The sequence below is a fragment of the Streptomyces sp. bgisy159 genome (assembly GCF_057707805.1).
The window spans coordinates 16,437-31,831 of sequence record NZ_JBYIQX010000007.1 but is presented as its reverse complement, the minus strand read 5'-3'; the positions used below and the strand labels follow the sequence as shown (position 1 = coordinate 31,831).

Here is a 15,395-nt window from a genome sequence, read left to right as displayed (position 1 = left end):
GGATGTCGCGCCCCCGCACACCCGACGGCCGGCGCCCGCAGCGGGACCGGCCGCCGACCCTAACAGCCGGAAATCCGCTCGCTCCACCCTTTTGCCGTCCGCAGAGTGGGAGGCGATGAGACCCGTCGAACGGCCTTGAGCCGTCACCGAGTTGAGCTGGAGAACCGCATGTCGACGCTGCGCGTCACCGCCGAGGTGCTGACCGTGCACGAGCATCCGAACGCCGATGCCCTGGAACTGGCCCAGGTGGGCCTGTACCGGGCGGTCGTGGCGAAGGGTGCCTACCGCACCGGCGATGTGGCCGTGTACATCCCCGAGCAGTCCGTGCTCCCGGCGGACCTGATCGAGGAGCTGGGGCTGACCGGACGACTGGCGGGCGGCAACGCGGACCGGGTGAAGGCGGTGCGCCTGCGGGGCGAGCTGTCGCAGGGCATCGTCTGCCGGCCCGAGGCGCTGGCGGACGTCGATCTGACGCGCGCGGCGGCGCAGGGCACGGACTTCGCGGAGAGGCTGGGCATCACCAAGTGGGTGCCGCCGATCCCGCCGACCATGAACGGCGACGTGGAGTCCGCGCCGGATCTGCTGCCCTGGGTCGACATCGAGAACATCCAGCGGTACCCGGACATCTTCGCGCCCGGCGAGCCGGTGGTGCTCACGGAGAAGCTGCACGGCTCGGCCTGCCTGCTGACCTATGTGACCGACGAGGACCGCGTGTACGTCTCCTCCAAGGGCTTCGGGTCCAAGTCCCTGGCGCTGCGGGAGGATCCGCGCAACCTGTACTGGCGGGCCGTACGCGGCCACCGGGTCGCCGAGGCCGCGGCCCGGCTGGCCCGCCGGCTGGGCGCCCGGCGGGTCGGCGTCTTCGGGGAGGTCTACGGGGCGGGTGTCCAGGACCTGACGTACGGGGCGGACGGGCGGCGGGACACGCTCGGGTACGCGGTGTTCGACGTGTCCGCGGAGATCGGCGGACAGGTGCGGTGGCTCGATCCGGCGCAGGTGCTGGAGGGCGAGCTGCCGCTGGTGCCACGGCTTTTCGAGGGGCCCTACGACAGTGAGCTGACCCTGGCGTACGCGAGCGGGCGGGAGACCGTGTCCGGGCGGGAGCTGCATCTGCGGGAGGGCGTGGTGATCCGGCCCGCGGTGGAGCGCCGCAGCGCGGTGACCGGGGGCCGGGCCATCGCCAAGGCGGTGAGCCCCGCCTATCTGACACGGAAGGGCGGCACGGAGTTCGAGTGACCGGCGGCCGGGGGGGACGGGGGCTACCCGCGCCCCTCCGGCATCAGCCGGGAGCCCACCCGGCGGGCGCCGGACTCGTCGTCCGGGTTGGACAGCACACAGCTGCTCAGCGACAGACATCCGCAGCCGATGCAGTCGGTGAGGTGGTCCCGGAGCCGGTTGAGCCGGTTGATCCGGTCGTCCAGTTCGGACCGCCAGCGCTCGGACAGGCGGGCCCAGTCCTCGCGCGTCGGGGTGCGCTCCTCGGGGAGTTCGGCCAGGGCCTCGCGGATCGTGGCGAGCGGGATGCCGACGCGCTGGGCGGCCCGGACGAAGGCGACCCGGCGCAGGGTGTCGCGGGTGTAGCGCCGTTGGTTGCCCGGGGTGCGGCGGCTGCTGATCAGTCCCTTGGACTCGTAGAAGTGCAGGGCGGAGACGGCGGCCCCGCTGCGCGCGGACAGCTGGCCGACCGTGAGCTCGTGGATCTTCTCGGGTATCTGGGGCACCCCTCGAAGCCTACCCATCCGGTCCCGGAGCCGCCGTTGACACCGCCCCTCCGCACCACCATGCTAAGCAGTCGCTTAGAGTTGTGGGCGGAGCAGTCCGCGTGACGCGAGAGGCCGGGACAACATGGCAGAGCCGAGGATCTTCACCTCCGTCGACGACCTGCGGTCGGCGGTGGGCGAGCAGCTGGGGTACACCGACTGGGTGGAGGTCGACCAGAAGCGCATCGACCTGTTCGCGGAGGCCACCGGCGACCACCAGTGGATCCACGTGGACCCGGAGAAGGCCGCCGCCGGACCGTTCGGGACCACGATCGCGCACGGCTATCTGACCCTGTCGCTGCTGCCGCTCTTCGGCCCCCAGCTGATCTCGGTGGAGGGCGTCAAGATGGGCGTCAACTACGGCACCAACAAGGTGCGGTTCCCCGCCCCGGTGCCGGTCGGCTCCCGGCTGCGCGCCACGGCGACCGTCACCGGTGTCGAGGACGTGACGGGCGGTGTCCAGGTCACGGTGGCCTTCACCGTCGAGCGGGAGGGCGGCGACAAGCCGGTCTGCGTGGCGGAGTCGGTGTCGCGGTACTACCTGTAGGTCCGCACCGCCCGCGGGTGGCACGGACCACGCGTCCGGTACCCGCGGGCCCGGGCCGGCCGGCGCTCGCGGGCCGGCCCGGCCGACGGCTACTTCCCGGCACCGACCATACGCAGGACGAGGTCGGCGTAGAGCGCGCCGACCTCCTCCGGGGTGCGCGGGCCGTCCACGTTGAACCAGCGGGCCACGTCGATGCAGAGCGACAGCACGGCGAGCGTGGTGCCCCGCACGTCCGGCACGTCGAACTCGCCGCTCGCGACGCCGTCCTCGATGATCCCCCGGATCTCCGCGTTCACCTGGCGGCGCAGACCGACGATCTCGGCGCGGGCGTCGGGTCCGAGGGAGTCCAGCTCGTACTGCACGACCCGCGCGGTGGTGCGGCCACCGGCGTGCCAGCGGACGAAGGAGCTGACCGCGTCGGCGAGCCGCTCGGTCGGGCTGCCCTCGCGCCGGGCGGCGGTCCGCAGGATCTCCAGCGCCTTCTCGTGGCCGATCCGGCTGATGCGGTGAAGGAGCTCTTCCTTGGTCTTGTAGTGGATGTAGAGGGCGGCCGGGCTCATCCCGGCACGGCCGGCGATGTCCCGGGTCGTGGTGGCGTGGTACCCGCGCTCGGCGAAGGCCTCCACGGCGGCGACCAGCAGCCGCCGGGCCGCGTCCGGCGTGACCTCGCCCCAGCCCTGCGACTCGCCGCCGCCGGTCTCCTCCGCCGCACTCATCGCTTCCTCGCCCCGTTCCTCGTCGCCGACACAGGGGCACCACCATACCGCCGAAGGTGAGCGGGCGCTTAGCGAGCTGCCGCCCGGGCGTCGTCCGGGTGCCGCCTCACAGTTTCTCGAACGGGTCGTGCTCGGCCAGCAGCTTCTCCAGCCGCGCCTGGTCGACCCGGCTGACGATCTGCCCGGCCTCCTGCCGGTCCCGCACCACCTTCGCCAGGGTGAACGCGGAGGTCACCAGGTACAGGACGGCGATCGCCAGGAAGGCGCGCACCCAGGCGTCGGCGCTCAGCCGGTAGATGCCGATGGCGGTGGCCGCCATGGCGACCGAGAAGGAGGCCACCGCCTGACCGTAGAACGCGACCGTGCTCTGCTGCTTGACCGGTGTGTCACTCATGCGCCCCAGCATCGGCGGGCGTGGCCGACGCCACATCCGCCGGGATACTCAGGAGGGTACTCAGAACGCCGAGACCCCGGTCAGCGCCCGCCCGATGACCAGCTTCTGGATCTGGCTGGTGCCCTCGTAGAGGGTCATCACGCGGGCGTCGCGCAGCAGTTTGCCCGCCGGGTACTCGTCGATGTAGCCGTAGCCGCCGAACACCTGGAGCGCGTTGTTGGCGGCACGCACGGCCGCCTCCGAGGCGAACAGCTTGGCCTTGGAGGACTCCACCGCGAAGGGCTGCCCGCGGTCGATCAGGTCGGCGACGCGCCAGGTCAGCAGGCGGGCCGCGTCCACGTCGACGGCGATGTCGCTGAGCAGCTCCTGGACGAGCTGGTGGCGGGCGATCGCCTTGCCGAACTGCTCCCGTTCGCCCGCGTAGCGCACGGCGGCGTCCAGGGCGGCCTGCGCTATGCCCACGCAGCCCGCGGCCACCGACATCCGGCCCTTGGCCAGCGCCGACATGGCGACGGCGAAGCCCCGGCCCTCCTCGCCGAGGACCGCCGAGGCCGGCACGCGGACGTCCTGGAGCACCAGCTCGGCCGTCGCCTGGCCACGCAGGCCGAGCTTGCCGTGCACGGTGCGGCGGGTCAGGCCGGGGGTGTCGGCGGGGACGAGGAACGCGGTGACGCCCTGGTGGCCGGGGGCGTCGGTGGAGCGGGCGAACAGCAGCACGACGTCGGCCCAGGTGCCGTTGGTGATGAACATCTTGCTGCCGTTGACGACGTACTCGTCGCCGTCGCGCACCGCCCGGGTGGCCAGGTTCCCGGCGTCGGAGCCGGTGCCGGGCTCGGTGAGGCCGAAGCAGCCGACCAGGTCGCCCGCGGTGAGCCCCGGCAGCCAGCGCCGCTTCTGCGCCTCGCTCCCCCAGGCGGCGATCGTCTTGGCGACCAGCCCGAGGGAGACCGACACGATCCCGCGCACCGACGAGTCCCCCCGGCCCAGCTCCTCGGTGACCAGGCAGTACGCGAGGTGGTCGCCGCCGGAGCCGCCGTACTCCTCGTCGATCGTCAGCCCGAGGAAGCCGACCCCGCCGAGCTTCTTCACGATCGAGCGGTCGACCTCCTCGGCCCGGTCCCAGTCGACCACGTGGGGAGTGATCTCACCCTCGACGAAGTCCCGGGCGAGCTGCCGCACGGCGGTCTGCTCCTCGCTGAGCTCCAGGTTCACCAGGGATCACCCCACAGATCGCGGCCCTTGAAAGCCGTACCTTTAAATTAGCACTGCTAGTTTCCAGTCGCAGCCCTACTATGTGCGCCATGGCCCGACCGCGCAAGCCCCTCCTGAGCACCGACCTGATCGTCGGGGCGGCACGTGAACTCGTGGACGCGGAGGGCCTGGCGGCGGTCTCCACCCGCCGGCTCGCCGCCGAGCTGGGGGTGAGCGGGCCGTCCCTGTACAACCACTTCCGCACCAAGGACGAGATCCTGGAGGCGGTCGCCGACTCGGTCAGCGCCCAGGTCGACCTGTCGATGTTCGACCACGCCGGCCGGGACTGGCGGACCGCGCTGCACGACTGGGCCGTCTCCTACCGGGCCGCGCTGCGCGACCACCCGAACATCGTGCCGGTCCTCGCCCGCGGCCCCGGCCGCCGGCCCGCCGCGCTGCGGCTCGCCGACGCGGTCTACGGCGCGATGGTCCGGGCCGGCTGGCCGCCCGCGCAGGCCACCTCGATCGGCGCGCTGATGCGGTACTTCGTCATGGGCTCCGCGCTGGGCTCCTTCGCCGGGGGCTTCGTCGACGACGCCGGCGCCTACGACCCGGCCGACTACCCGCACCTCGGGCAGGCCCACCTCCTCGCCGAACAGCAGGAGAAGATCGACGAGCGTGCCTTCGAGGCCGGGCTGACCGCCCTGCTGGACGGCCTGGCGCAGCAGTACGAACAGCTCGCCCGGTCCGGATGACCGGCCGGCGACGGCGCGGACGCTCACGTCGGGGAGAGCCGGCGGCACCCGCACCGGCAGGACCGGGGACCGTTCGGCGAACACCGAAGCGTCCCTGACGGATGCTGGACGCCATGACCACCAGGGACCCCCGGGCCGGCCGGCTGGCCGCCCTCGCCGGGCTCGTCGCCGACGAGACCCGGGCCGTGTGCCTGCTCGCGCTGCTCGACGGGCGGGCCTGGACCGCCGGTGAGCTGGCCCGCCACGCGGGCGTCGCCGCCTCCACGCTCAGCGAGCACCTGGGCCGGCTGGTCGCCGGCGGGCTGCTCACCGAGGAGCGGCAGGGACGCCACCGGTACGTCCGGCTGGCCGACGCCCGCGCGGCCCATCTCGTGGAGGACCTGGCGGCCCTCGTGGCCCCCGATCCCGCCCTGCGGCCCCGCACCCTGCGGGCGGCGAGCACCGACGCGGCGCTGGTCCGCGGCCGCACCTGCTACGACCACCTCGCCGGACGCCTCGGCATCACGCTCACCGACGCCCTGACCGCGCGCGAACTGCTCAGCCAGGACACCGGGTTCGCGCTGACGGACGCCGGGGTGCGGTGGTTCGGCGCGGCCGGCATCCCGATCCACCGTTCGACCCGCCGGCCGCTCGCCCGGGCCTGCCTGGACTGGACCGAACGCCGGCCCCATCTGGCAGGCGTCGCGGGCGCCGCCCTGTGCCGGCACGCGCTGGACTCCGGCTGGTGCGAACGGGTCGGCTCCGGGCGGGCCGTGCGGGTCACGGCGAGCGGCGAGCGCGCCCTGTCCGCCCTGCTGGGCATCGAGCCGTCGGCGCTGCGCTGACCCGCACGTCGACGTCCGGTTCCCGCGAGCCCTCGAGCCGTCTCCCTCCCATCCTCTGGAGCATGATGAGCACTGCGCCTGGTACGGACCGCAACACGGACCGACGCACGGACCGCCGCGGGGGCCTGGCCGCGGCCGGTGCGGCCGGCGTCACCGTCGTCCTGTGGGCTTCCGCCTTCGTCTCGATCCGCAGCGCCGGCGAGGTGTACTCGCCGGGCGCGCTGGCCCTCGGCCGTCTGCTCGCCGGGGTCCTGGTGCTCGGCGTCCTCTGCCTCGTCCGGCGGGAGGGGTGGCCGCCGAGGTCGGCATGGCGCGGCATCGGGCTGTCCGGGCTGCTGTGGTTCGGGGGCTACATGGTCGTGCTGAACTGGGGCGAGCGGCAGGTGGACGCCGGGACGGCGGCCCTGGTGGTGAACGTGGGCCCGCTGCTGGTGGCCCTGCTCGCCGCACGGCTGCTCGGGGACGCGATGCCGCCCCGGCTGATGGCGGGCATGGCGGTGTCGTTCGCGGGCGCGGTGACCGTCGGGCTGTCCATGTCGGGCGGAAGCGGCTCGTCCGGCCTAGGGGTCGCACTGTGCCTGCTCGCCGCCGTCTGCTACGCGGCCGGGGTGGTCGCGCAGAAGCCCGCCCTCGGTACGGCGAGCGTGCTGCAGGTGACGACGTTCGGGTGCCTGGTCGGAACGGTCGCCTGCCTGCCGTTCGCGGGACAACTGGTGCGGGAGGCGGCCGACGCGCCGCTGTCCGCGACGCTCAACATGGTGTACCTCGGGGTGTTCCCGACCGCGCTGGCCTTCACGACCTGGGCGTACGCGCTGGCCCGGACGACGGCCGGCCGGATGGGGGCGACCACGTACGCGGTGCCCGCGCTGGTCGTGCTGATGTCGTGGCTGGCGCTCGGCGAGGTGCCGGCACCGCCGGCGCTGCTGGGCGGGGCGCTCTGCCTCGCCGGAGTCGCGGTCTCGCGCTCCCGGCCCAGTCCGGCCGCCCCCGTCACCCCCACCCCGTCGGACGACACGCGGCCGGAGCGGGTGGGGTGAGACGGCGGCGGCGCCGGGGGAACGCCCCCGGCCGACGGGCGCCGGCGTACGGCGGCCCGGGTCACGTGCCGGGCGACGCGTGGCAGCGCCCGGGCAGGCACGTGGGGCCGTAAGTACGGGAGGATGCCGGGGGTGCGGGTACGCCCCGGGGGGCGAGGGGTGCCGGGCAGAGGGTGTCCGGGGGTCAGAACACGACCAGCGCTCGGCCGCCCTTGCCGGCCAGCATGTTCCCGAAGGCCGCCGGTATGCCGTCGAGACCGATCCGCTCGGTGACCAGGGCGCCCAGGTCGAGCCGGCCCGCGCGGACGTGCTCGGCCAGTACCGGCAGGTCGGCGGCCGGGTCGGCGTTGCCGTAGACACAGCCGGACAGGGTACGGCCCCAGTGGAAGATCTCCAGCGCGTTGAAGGTGACCTGCTGGTCCTTGCCGCCGATGCCGACGACCGTCGTGCGGCCGCCCCGGCGGGTGGACTCCCAGGCCGTGCGGATGGTGACCGCGCGGCCCACGCACTCCACGGCGACGTCGACGCCCTGCTTCCCGGTGAGGCCGCGTATCTCGCGGGCGGTGTTCGCGGAGGCGACGAGGTAGTCGGTGGCGCCCGCGCGCCGGGCCAGCTCCTCCTTCGCCGGGGAGACGTCGACCGCGACGATCCGTGAGGCGCCCGCGATCCGGGCCGCCTGGAGGGCGGCGAGGCCCACACCGCCGACCCCGAAGACGGCGACCGTCTCGTCCGCGCGGACCCGGGCGGAGTGGTGGACCGCGCCGTACCCGGTGAGGACAGCGCAGCCGAGCAGGGCGGCGTCGGTGAGCGGGATGCCCGGCGGGAGGGGCAGCAGGCACGACACCGGTACGACGGTCTCCTCGGCGAACGCGGCCACGTTCAGGCCGGGATGGAGGTCGGTCCCGTTGACCGTACGGGCGTACACCGCGGCGGAGCCGCTCAGGGCGTCGGCGCACAGCCAGATCTCGCCGAGCCCGCAGGCGTGGCAACGGCCGCAGGCGGGAGCCCAGTTGAGCACGACCTCGGCGCCGGGCGCGACCTCGGTGACCCCGTCGCCCACGGCCACGACCGTGCCCGCGCCCTCGTGACCGAGGACCGCCGGGAGGGGCACCCGCATGGTGCCGTCGGCCAGGGACAGGTCGGAGTGGCAGACTCCCGCGGCGGCGAGGCGGACGCGCACCTGGCCGGGGCCCGGGTCGGGCAGGTCGACGGCGGTGATCTCCAGGGGCGCCCCGATGGCGGGCACGACGGCGGCACGTACGGCCATGAGTGAGGAACTCCTCTAGAACTGGAGGGACTTGGTCTGCAGGTACTCGGTCAGCCCGTGGGCGCCGAGTTCCCGGCCGACGCCCGACTGCTTGTATCCGCCGAAGGGCGCGAGGGGGTTGAAGCGGCCCCCGTTGATGTCGACCTGTCCGGTGTCCATGCGGCGGGCGAAGGCGACCGCCTCGGCCTCGTCGCCCGCCCAGACGGCGCCCGCGAGGCCGTAGACGGTGCCGTTGGCGATGCGCAGGGCGTCCTCCTCGTCGTCGTAGCGCAGGACGGACAGGACCGGGCCGAAGATCTCCTCCTGGGCGACCGTCATCTCGGGGGTCACGTCGGCGAGGATGGTGGGGCTGACGAAGTAGCCCCGCTCACGCGGGGGTTCGGTGGAGCCGGCCACCAGGCGGGCGCCCTCAGCGACGCCCTTCTCGATGTAGCCGAGCACGCGGGCCTGCTGCTTCGCGTTGACGAGGGGGCCGATGCGGTCGCCGTACTTGGCGGCGGCGGTGCGCGCCAGCTCGACGGCCTCGTCGTACCGGTCGCGGTGGACCAGCATGCGGGTCCAGGCGCTGCAGGTCTGGCCGGAGTTGGACATCACGTTGGCCACGCCGACGTTGACGGCGCGCGCGAGATCGGCGCTCGGGAGGATGACGTTGGCTGACTTGCCGCCGAGTTCGAGGGCCACCTTCTTGACGGCCGCGCCCGCGGTCGCGCCGATCACACGGCCCACGGCGGTGGAGCCGGTGAAGGAGACCAGGTCGACGCCCGGGTGCTCGGCGAGTGCCTGGCCGGCGACCGGCCCGCGGCCGGTGACGAGGTTGAGCACACCGGCCGGGAGCCCGGCCTCGTGCGCCGCCTCGGCGAAGAGCTGGGCGACCAGCGGGGTGTCCTCGGCGGGCTTGACGACGATCGTGCAGCCGGCGGCGAGAGCCGGGGCGGCCTTGGCGACGATCTGGTGGAGCGGGTAGTTCCACGGGGTGATGGCGGCGACCACGCCGATCGGCTCGTGGAGGACGGTGGAGTTGCCGACCGTCTCCTCAAAGCCGTGGCTCGCCGCGAGTTCGGCGTAGGAGCCGGCGACCGCGATCGGCACGGCCGCGTGGACCGCACGGGAGAAGCCGATCGGGGAACCGAGTTCGGCGGTGACGGTCTCGGCGATCTCCTCCTGGCGGGCCGCCAGGGCGTCCCGCAGCGCCGTCAGCCGGGCGGCCCGCTCGGCGGGCGCGGTCGCCGCCCAGCCCGGCAGGGCGGTCCGGGCCGCGCGTACGGCCGCGTCCACGTCGTCCGGCCCGGCCGCCGGGACCCGGGCGACGACCTGCTCGTCCACCGGGTCGACGACGTCGATCAGGTCCCGGCTCAGGGCCGGGCGCCATGCGCCGTCGAGATAGATGCCGTCGTGTGCCTTCATCGCGTGCCTGCGTCCCTTCGCACGACCTCGTCCGTCCGCCACCCAAACTAGCGCTGTTAGTTTTCTGGCACCAGAGGTGATCCGCCACAGCCGCGGGGGCGTGGCGGCGCGGGGAGGGCGGGCCGTGCGGGGGGCCTGGGGACGGTCACGGCGGGCGGACCGCCGTGAGGTGGGCGTAGACGACGATGTTGCCGAGGTAGCCCTTGCGGCGGTCGTAGTCGCCGCCGCAGGTGATGAGGCGGAGTTCGGGGCGGCCCCGGTCGCCGTAGACCTCCTCGTTGGGGAAGTGCGCCTTCTCGTAGGACTTGACCGCGTCGACGGTGTAGACGGCGGTCCGCCGGTCGGCGCGCCGCACCTCGACGACGCGACCGCGCTTCAGCTCGGTCAGCCCGGCGAAGACCGCCGGCCCCCGGTCGGTGTCGAGATGGCCGACGGCGACGGCGGTCCCCCGCAGGCCGGGTGCCGGACCGCCCTCGTACCAGCCGACGAGGTTGGAGTCGTCGTCGGGCGGCGCGGGCAGCCGCCGGTCGCTGCCGAGGCGCAGGCCCATGACCGGGGCGTCGATGTCGAGGTAGGGCACGACGAGGCGGGTGGCGCGGGACGGCGGCAGGGGGCGGGGGGTGCGGGGCCGGACGGCCGGGGTGCGGCTCGCGGCGCCGGGCCGCTGCCGTGCGCCGGGCTCGGCGGCCGGGGCTGCTCCGGTGGCCGGGGCCGTTCGCCGGGCACCCTCGCCCGCCCGGGCGCCGGGAGCCGGGGAGCCGCGGCCGGTCGCCGGCCGGCCGGTCGCCCCGCCCGGTGTCGCGTCCGGCGTCGCGCCCACCGGCCGGGGCTCCCCCGCGCCGTGGAGGCCGGTCCCGCCGCCCCGGAACGCTCCGGCGGCCCCCGTGCCGCCGCCGGGCCGTCCGGCGGCGGCAGGGTCGGCGGGTGCCCCGGGGGCGGCCGGGGGGACACCCGGGGAGCCCGGGGAGGCAGCGACCGCCGCTCCCCCGGGCTCCTCGCCCTGGGACCACCACGTGCCGCCCGCCACCAGGGAGGCGGTCACCACGGCCGTCCGGGTCAGCCGGTAGGCGCGGGTCCGAGGCCAGGGCCTGCGGGTCCGTCCTCGGATGGGCCTGCCGGCCTGCCTACGCGGAACCATGCGGACGGCGGCGGAGCCGCAGCCAGACCGCCCCGGCGACCGCGGCGAGCCCGACCCCCGCGGCGCCGGCGACCGGCGTGAACGCCTCCTCCTTCGCGAGGCCGCCCCCGCCGGCGGGCGGACCGCCGTTGGGCCTGCCGCAGTCGACGCGGAACACCTTCTGCTTGGCGGCCCCCTGCTGGCCCTGGAAGGTCCAGGTGAGCTTGTACATGCCGTCGGGCAGCTGCGGCAGGACCCGCCCGGTGTGCCCGGTGCCGATCGTCAGCACGATGGCGCCCTCACGGGTCTCCCCGTTCGCCACCGGGGGCTGGGGTGCGATGGACCACTGGGCCCGCTGCACCGTGTCGAAGTTGAAGGCCGCGAGGTAGAACTCGCAGACCTTCGGATCGTTCCGCTGGTCGAGGTAGTCCGTCTCCGCGGAGTGGATCTTGACATCGCCGTTGTCGCCCGGGGCCGCGACGGCCGTCGGGGCCCCGGCCAGGACGCCGCCCGTGACGGCGAGGACCGCGAGCGGGGCCGCGGCGCGGCAGGGACATGGTGGGCATGCACACTCCTCCGAGTCAGACGATTTTCATACAAATCGTTCGTGTTCTGACTCTTTGTCACACATCGCCCGGCCGGTGCGGGAGAAGCGCCCAGGAGTGCCCCTACGGGCCGTCAGTTTCCCTCGTACGACCCCGTGGCGGCCGGTGTCGCGGTCAGCTCGACGGGCACTCCGTTGAGGACCGCGTTGCCGGACAGCGGGTCGAGCGCGCGGCCGTCGAGGAGCTGGTTGACGTTGACGCCGGGCTCGGTCGCGGCGTGGCGCAGCCGGGTGCCGGGCCGGTCGTGGCCCCAGCCGTGCGGGAGGCTCACCACTCCGGGCCGGACGGTGTCCGTGACCTCGGCCGGGGCGGTCACCTCCCCGCCGGCGCCCCGCACCCGTACCGGAGCGCCGTCGCGCACGCCGAGCCGTTCGGCGTCGGCCGGGTGGATGTGCAGGGTGCAGCGGTTGGAACCGCCGGTCAGGGCGGGGATGTTGTGCAGCCAGCTGTTGTTGGAGCGCAGATGGCGGCGGCCGACCAGGAGCAGCTCGGCGGGCGGGGCGTCGAGCGCTCGCCGTAGCCGCGGCAGGTCGTCGGCGATCGGCGCCGGCAGCAGCTCGACCCTGCCGCTGGGGGTCTTCAGGGGCTGCGGCAGCCGGGGGCGCAGGGGTCCGAGGTCGATCCCGTGCGGGTGGGCGAGCAGCCGCTCCAGGCTCAGCCCGTCGGGCCGTGCGCCGAAGCCGTCGCCGTAGGGGCCGAGGCGCAGCATCATGTCCAGCCGGCGCTCGGGACCGGTGTCGCCGGTGAGCTGGGCGGCCAGGTCCTCGGGGGCCCGGCCGTGCACGGGTGAGTGCTCGTCGCGGACGGCCTTGCCGAGGGTCTGTTCGACGACCAGCGCGTCCACGGCGGTCGGGTCGGCCCCGTGCATGCCGGTGGCGGCGAGGGTGAGCCGGGCGAGTATCTCGGTCTCGGCCATCCTGCCGGGCTCCAGCGGGACGGCGGGTCGGGTGTAGCGGACCTGGTTGCGGATGGCGAGGGTGTTGAAGGCGAAGTCGTGGTGCGGGCTCTGGGCCGGCGGGGGCGGCGGCAGGACGACGTCGGCGTGGCGGGAGGTCTCGTTGAGGTAGGGGTCGACGCTGACCATGAAGTCCAGGGAGTCCAGCGCCTTGTCGAGCCGGTCGCCGTCGGGTGCGGACAGCACCGGGTTGGCGGCGACCACGACGAGGGCACGGATCGGCTCGCCCTCCTCGGTGGCGGTGTCGATCTCCTCCGCGAGCGCGGACAGCGGCAGCTCGCCCTTCGCCTCGGGGTGCCGGCCGACCCGGGAGTGCCAGCGGCCCAGCCGGAAGCCGCGGCCCGGTCCGGCGGGACGGGGTGTGCGGTCGGTGGCCGCCTGCGGGAAGAGGGCACCGCCGGGGCGGTCGAGGTTGCCGGTGAGGATGTTGAGCACGTCGACGAGCCAGCTGGCGAGGGTGCCGTGGGCGACGGTGCAGCTGCCGATGCGGCCGTAGACGGCGGCCGTGGGGGCGGCGGCCAGTTCGCGGGCGAGGATGCGGATCAGCGGTGCCTCGACGTCGCAGGCGACGGCCACCGCCTCGGGGGTGAAGTCCCGCAGGGCGTGCCGGAGTTCGTCGAGCCCGTGCAGGTGCGGGGCCAGCTCGCCCGGGTCGGCCAGGTCCTCCTCGAACAGGGCGTGGGCCATCGCCGCGAGCAGCAGGGCGTCGGTGCCGGGGCGGATCGCGAGGTGCCGGTCGGCGAGCGCGGCGGTGCGGGTGCGGCGCGGGTCGACGACGGTGAGGGTGCCACCGCGGGCACGCAGCGCCTTGAGCCGGCCGGGGAAGTCGGGCGCGGTGCACAGACTCCCGTTGGACTCCAGGGGGTTCGCGCCGATGAGGAGGAGGTGGTCGGTGCGGTCCAGGTCGGGTACGGGGATGGCGTTGGCGTCGCCGTAGAGCAGCCCGCTGGAGACGTGCTTGGGCATCTGGTCGACCGTGGAGGCGGTGAAGAGGCTGCGGGTGCCGAGGCCGGCGATCAGGACCGGCGGGTAGAGGGCGCCGGCCATGGTGTGCACGTTGGGGTTGCCGAGCACGATGCCCACGGAGTGCGGTCCGTGCCGCTCGACGACGGGCCGGATCCGGGCGGCGACCGCGTCGAAGGCCTCCTGCCAGCTGACCTCGCGCAACTCGCCGTCGACGCGGAGCAGCGGGGCCCGCAGCCGGTCGGGGTCGCCGTCGACGGCCGCGAAGGAGGCGCCCTTGGGGCAGATGAACCCCTTGCTGAACACGTCCTCGCGGTCACCGCGGGCCCCGGTGACGGTGGTTCCCTCGATGGTCAGGGTCAGCCCGCAGGTGGCCTCGCACAGGGGGCAGATACGCAGGGCGGTGCGGGACACGGGTCCTCCCGGTGGGCGCGGCGGTGACGCTCGTACGAGGGGCGAGCATACCGACCGGTAGGAACGTTGGGGAGGGTCCGGCACCGACGGTCGTCGGCGGTCGGCCGCGCCGGGCGGCGTCCGTCGCCGGCCCGCGCGGCCGGCGACCGGTTTGCGCGAGCGGCATCCGGTTTCCGCGAGCGGCGTCCGGCGTCCGGCGTCCGGCTCAGTCCAGGACTCGCGCCAGGTAGGCCCGCAGCAGCGCCCGCATCTCCGCGATGACCTTCTCGTCGCCCTGCGGGTCCACCCGGAAGGCCAGGTGGACCAGGGTGTCGGCGGTCTCCACGGCGACCAGGAAGGTGCGGCGGAGGTCGTCGTCGGGGTGGAGCCCCAGATGGCCGGCGAGGAGGGCGGTGAGGCGGTCGGCGACGCGGGTGTTGGGCTCGGACTGCCGGGTGCCGATCGGAATCTGGTTGCCGAAGTCGACCAGGGCGAAGCCGGGGGCGGTGCGCTTCATCGCCAGGTACTCGTCGACGACGGCGTCCATGACCGCCCGCCAGTCGCCCGACCGGGCCTTCGCCAGCCGTTCGGTGACCCGCTCCGACCAGCGCTCCAGGTTGCGCTGCGCGAGGGCGTCGGCCATCTGCCGCTTGTTGCCGAAGAAGCGGTAGACCGAGCCGATGGGGACGCCGGCGCGCTGGGCGACGGCCCGGGTGCTCAGCGCGTCGTAGCCGACCTCGTCGAGCAGGTCGGCGCAGGCGTCGAGGATCCTGCTCAGCCGTTCGGCGCTGCGCCGCTGCACGGGGGCGCGCCGGAGCGGAGTCGCTTGGGGCACGGCGTTCATGATGCCTTTCGGTCCGGATCCGGTGATGCTCCCCCTGCTGTACGGGTGCCGGCGGCCGGGGCACTCAACGCGGAGGGGGTGGCGGCGGGCGACGTCCCCGGCTCGGAGGCCGTGATGTCCGCGGTGGTCTCGATCGGTTTGCCGTCGACCGCCCAGACCGTGCCGTCGTCGGCGTACAGGCGCACGGTGACGTGGTGGGTGCCCTTGGACAGCGAGCCGGCCGGGATCCGGTGGTCGGGGGTGCGCAGGTCGGCGAGGGGCCGCTCGTCGACGAAGAGCCGGGCGATGCCGTGCCCGGCGGTCGCCTCGGCGGCGGTGCCCGCCGGGGAGAGGGTGAAGCGGTGCAGATCCAGCCGGACCGCCCAGCTGCCGTCGGCGGCGTCCGAGGTGACCTCGGCCTCGACCTCGGGAGCCCTCTTGCCGTCCACCTCCCGGTAGTGCCGCCCCTCCTCGTCGGTCTCGTCGAGCAGCTTGCCCACGGGGGCGACGGACGGGCTCTCCGGGCCTCCGCGGGCGTCGCCGGAGCCGCAGCCCGCGGATCCGGCCAGCACCAGAACACAGACCGCGACCGCGGCAGGGAATCCACGCGTCCACGACATGCGGGGAGCGTAGAACACGGGTCC

At 74.4% G+C, this 15,395-nt stretch carries 16 protein-coding genes; 5 read left to right on the top strand and 11 right to left on the bottom strand.

What is annotated here, in order from left to right:
- Nucleotides 1–168 precede the first annotated feature (168 nt).
- The gene (locus AC3ET3_RS09500; RefSeq protein ID WP_435611969.1) at nt 169–1,236 is read left to right on the top strand and encodes an RNA ligase (ATP); all 1,068 of its coding nucleotides are present in this window, start codon (nt 169–171) and stop codon (nt 1,234–1,236) included.
- Nucleotides 1,237–1,259: 23 nt separating this feature from the next.
- On the opposite strand, the gene soxR is transcribed toward AC3ET3_RS09500, so the two are convergent.
- Complete coding sequence (gene soxR, locus AC3ET3_RS09495; protein ID WP_432134598.1) at nt 1,260–1,721, bottom strand: redox-sensitive transcriptional activator SoxR; 462 nt, start codon at nt 1,719–1,721, stop codon at nt 1,260–1,262.
- A gap of 124 nt (nt 1,722–1,845) precedes the next feature.
- Between soxR and AC3ET3_RS09490 the strand changes: the two genes are divergently transcribed.
- Nucleotides 1,846–2,307, top strand: coding sequence for a MaoC family dehydratase (locus tag AC3ET3_RS09490; RefSeq protein WP_435611968.1), 462 nt, complete (start codon nt 1,846–1,848; stop codon nt 2,305–2,307).
- A gap of 89 nt (nt 2,308–2,396) precedes the next feature.
- Here the strand turns inward: AC3ET3_RS09490 and AC3ET3_RS09485 are convergent, their stop codons facing one another.
- The 3 genes from AC3ET3_RS09485 to AC3ET3_RS09475 form a co-directional block, all read right to left on the bottom strand.
- On the bottom strand, nt 2,397–3,023 hold the full coding sequence (locus AC3ET3_RS09485) for a TetR-type transcription factor C-terminal domain-containing protein (protein ID WP_432134600.1): 627 nt from the start codon (nt 3,021–3,023) through the stop codon (nt 2,397–2,399).
- 106 nt (nt 3,024–3,129) lie between these two features.
- Complete coding sequence (locus tag AC3ET3_RS09480) at nt 3,130–3,417, bottom strand: YiaA/YiaB family inner membrane protein (protein WP_432134601.1); 288 nt, start codon at nt 3,415–3,417, stop codon at nt 3,130–3,132.
- Nucleotides 3,418–3,477: 60 nt separating this feature from the next.
- Nucleotides 3,478–4,629 carry an acyl-CoA dehydrogenase family protein gene (locus AC3ET3_RS09475; RefSeq protein ID WP_432155669.1) on the bottom strand — a complete coding sequence of 384 codons (1,152 nt, stop codon included), beginning with the start codon at nt 4,627–4,629 and terminating at the stop codon, nt 3,478–3,480.
- Nucleotides 4,630–4,718: 89 nt separating this feature from the next.
- Between AC3ET3_RS09475 and AC3ET3_RS09470 the strand changes: the two genes are divergently transcribed.
- From AC3ET3_RS09470 to AC3ET3_RS09460, 3 genes are all read left to right on the top strand, one after another.
- On the top strand, nt 4,719–5,363 hold the full coding sequence (locus tag AC3ET3_RS09470; protein ID WP_432134603.1) for a TetR/AcrR family transcriptional regulator: 645 nt from the start codon (nt 4,719–4,721) through the stop codon (nt 5,361–5,363).
- A gap of 101 nt (nt 5,364–5,464) precedes the next feature.
- Nucleotides 5,465–6,187: an ArsR/SmtB family transcription factor gene (locus AC3ET3_RS09465; protein WP_435611967.1), complete on the top strand. Its 723-nt coding sequence runs from the start codon at nt 5,465–5,467 to the stop codon at nt 6,185–6,187.
- 65 nt (nt 6,188–6,252) lie between these two features.
- Nucleotides 6,253–7,224 carry a DMT family transporter gene (locus AC3ET3_RS09460; RefSeq protein WP_435612007.1) on the top strand — a complete coding sequence of 324 codons (972 nt, stop codon included), beginning with the start codon at nt 6,253–6,255 and terminating at the stop codon, nt 7,222–7,224.
- Between the two features lie 184 nt (nt 7,225–7,408).
- On the opposite strand, the gene AC3ET3_RS09455 is transcribed toward AC3ET3_RS09460, so the two are convergent.
- From AC3ET3_RS09455 to AC3ET3_RS09425, 7 genes are all read right to left on the bottom strand, one after another.
- A complete protein-coding gene (locus AC3ET3_RS09455; RefSeq protein ID WP_435611966.1) occupies nt 7,409–8,491 on the bottom strand; it encodes a zinc-binding dehydrogenase in 1,083 nt (360 codons plus the stop codon).
- Between the two features lie 15 nt (nt 8,492–8,506).
- The gene (locus AC3ET3_RS09450) at nt 8,507–9,895 is read right to left on the bottom strand and encodes an aldehyde dehydrogenase family protein (protein ID WP_435611965.1); all 1,389 of its coding nucleotides are present in this window, start codon (nt 9,893–9,895) and stop codon (nt 8,507–8,509) included.
- Nucleotides 9,896–10,040: 145 nt separating this feature from the next.
- Nucleotides 10,041–10,940, bottom strand: coding sequence for a class F sortase (locus AC3ET3_RS09445; protein WP_432134607.1), 900 nt, complete (start codon nt 10,938–10,940; stop codon nt 10,041–10,043).
- Between the two features lie 79 nt (nt 10,941–11,019).
- The gene (locus AC3ET3_RS09440) at nt 11,020–11,373 is read right to left on the bottom strand and encodes a hypothetical protein (protein ID WP_432134608.1); all 354 of its coding nucleotides are present in this window, start codon (nt 11,371–11,373) and stop codon (nt 11,020–11,022) included.
- A gap of 317 nt (nt 11,374–11,690) precedes the next feature.
- Nucleotides 11,691–13,949 carry a molybdopterin oxidoreductase family protein gene (locus AC3ET3_RS09435; protein WP_435611964.1) on the bottom strand — a complete coding sequence of 753 codons (2,259 nt, stop codon included), beginning with the start codon at nt 13,947–13,949 and terminating at the stop codon, nt 11,691–11,693.
- A gap of 205 nt (nt 13,950–14,154) precedes the next feature.
- The gene (locus tag AC3ET3_RS09430; RefSeq protein ID WP_432134610.1) at nt 14,155–14,772 is read right to left on the bottom strand and encodes a TetR/AcrR family transcriptional regulator; all 618 of its coding nucleotides are present in this window, start codon (nt 14,770–14,772) and stop codon (nt 14,155–14,157) included.
- A complete protein-coding gene (locus tag AC3ET3_RS09425; protein ID WP_432134611.1) occupies nt 14,769–15,371 on the bottom strand; it encodes a hypothetical protein in 603 nt (200 codons plus the stop codon). The genes AC3ET3_RS09430 and AC3ET3_RS09425 overlap by 4 nt, the downstream gene beginning before the upstream one ends.
- Nucleotides 15,372–15,395: the final 24 nt, after the last annotated feature.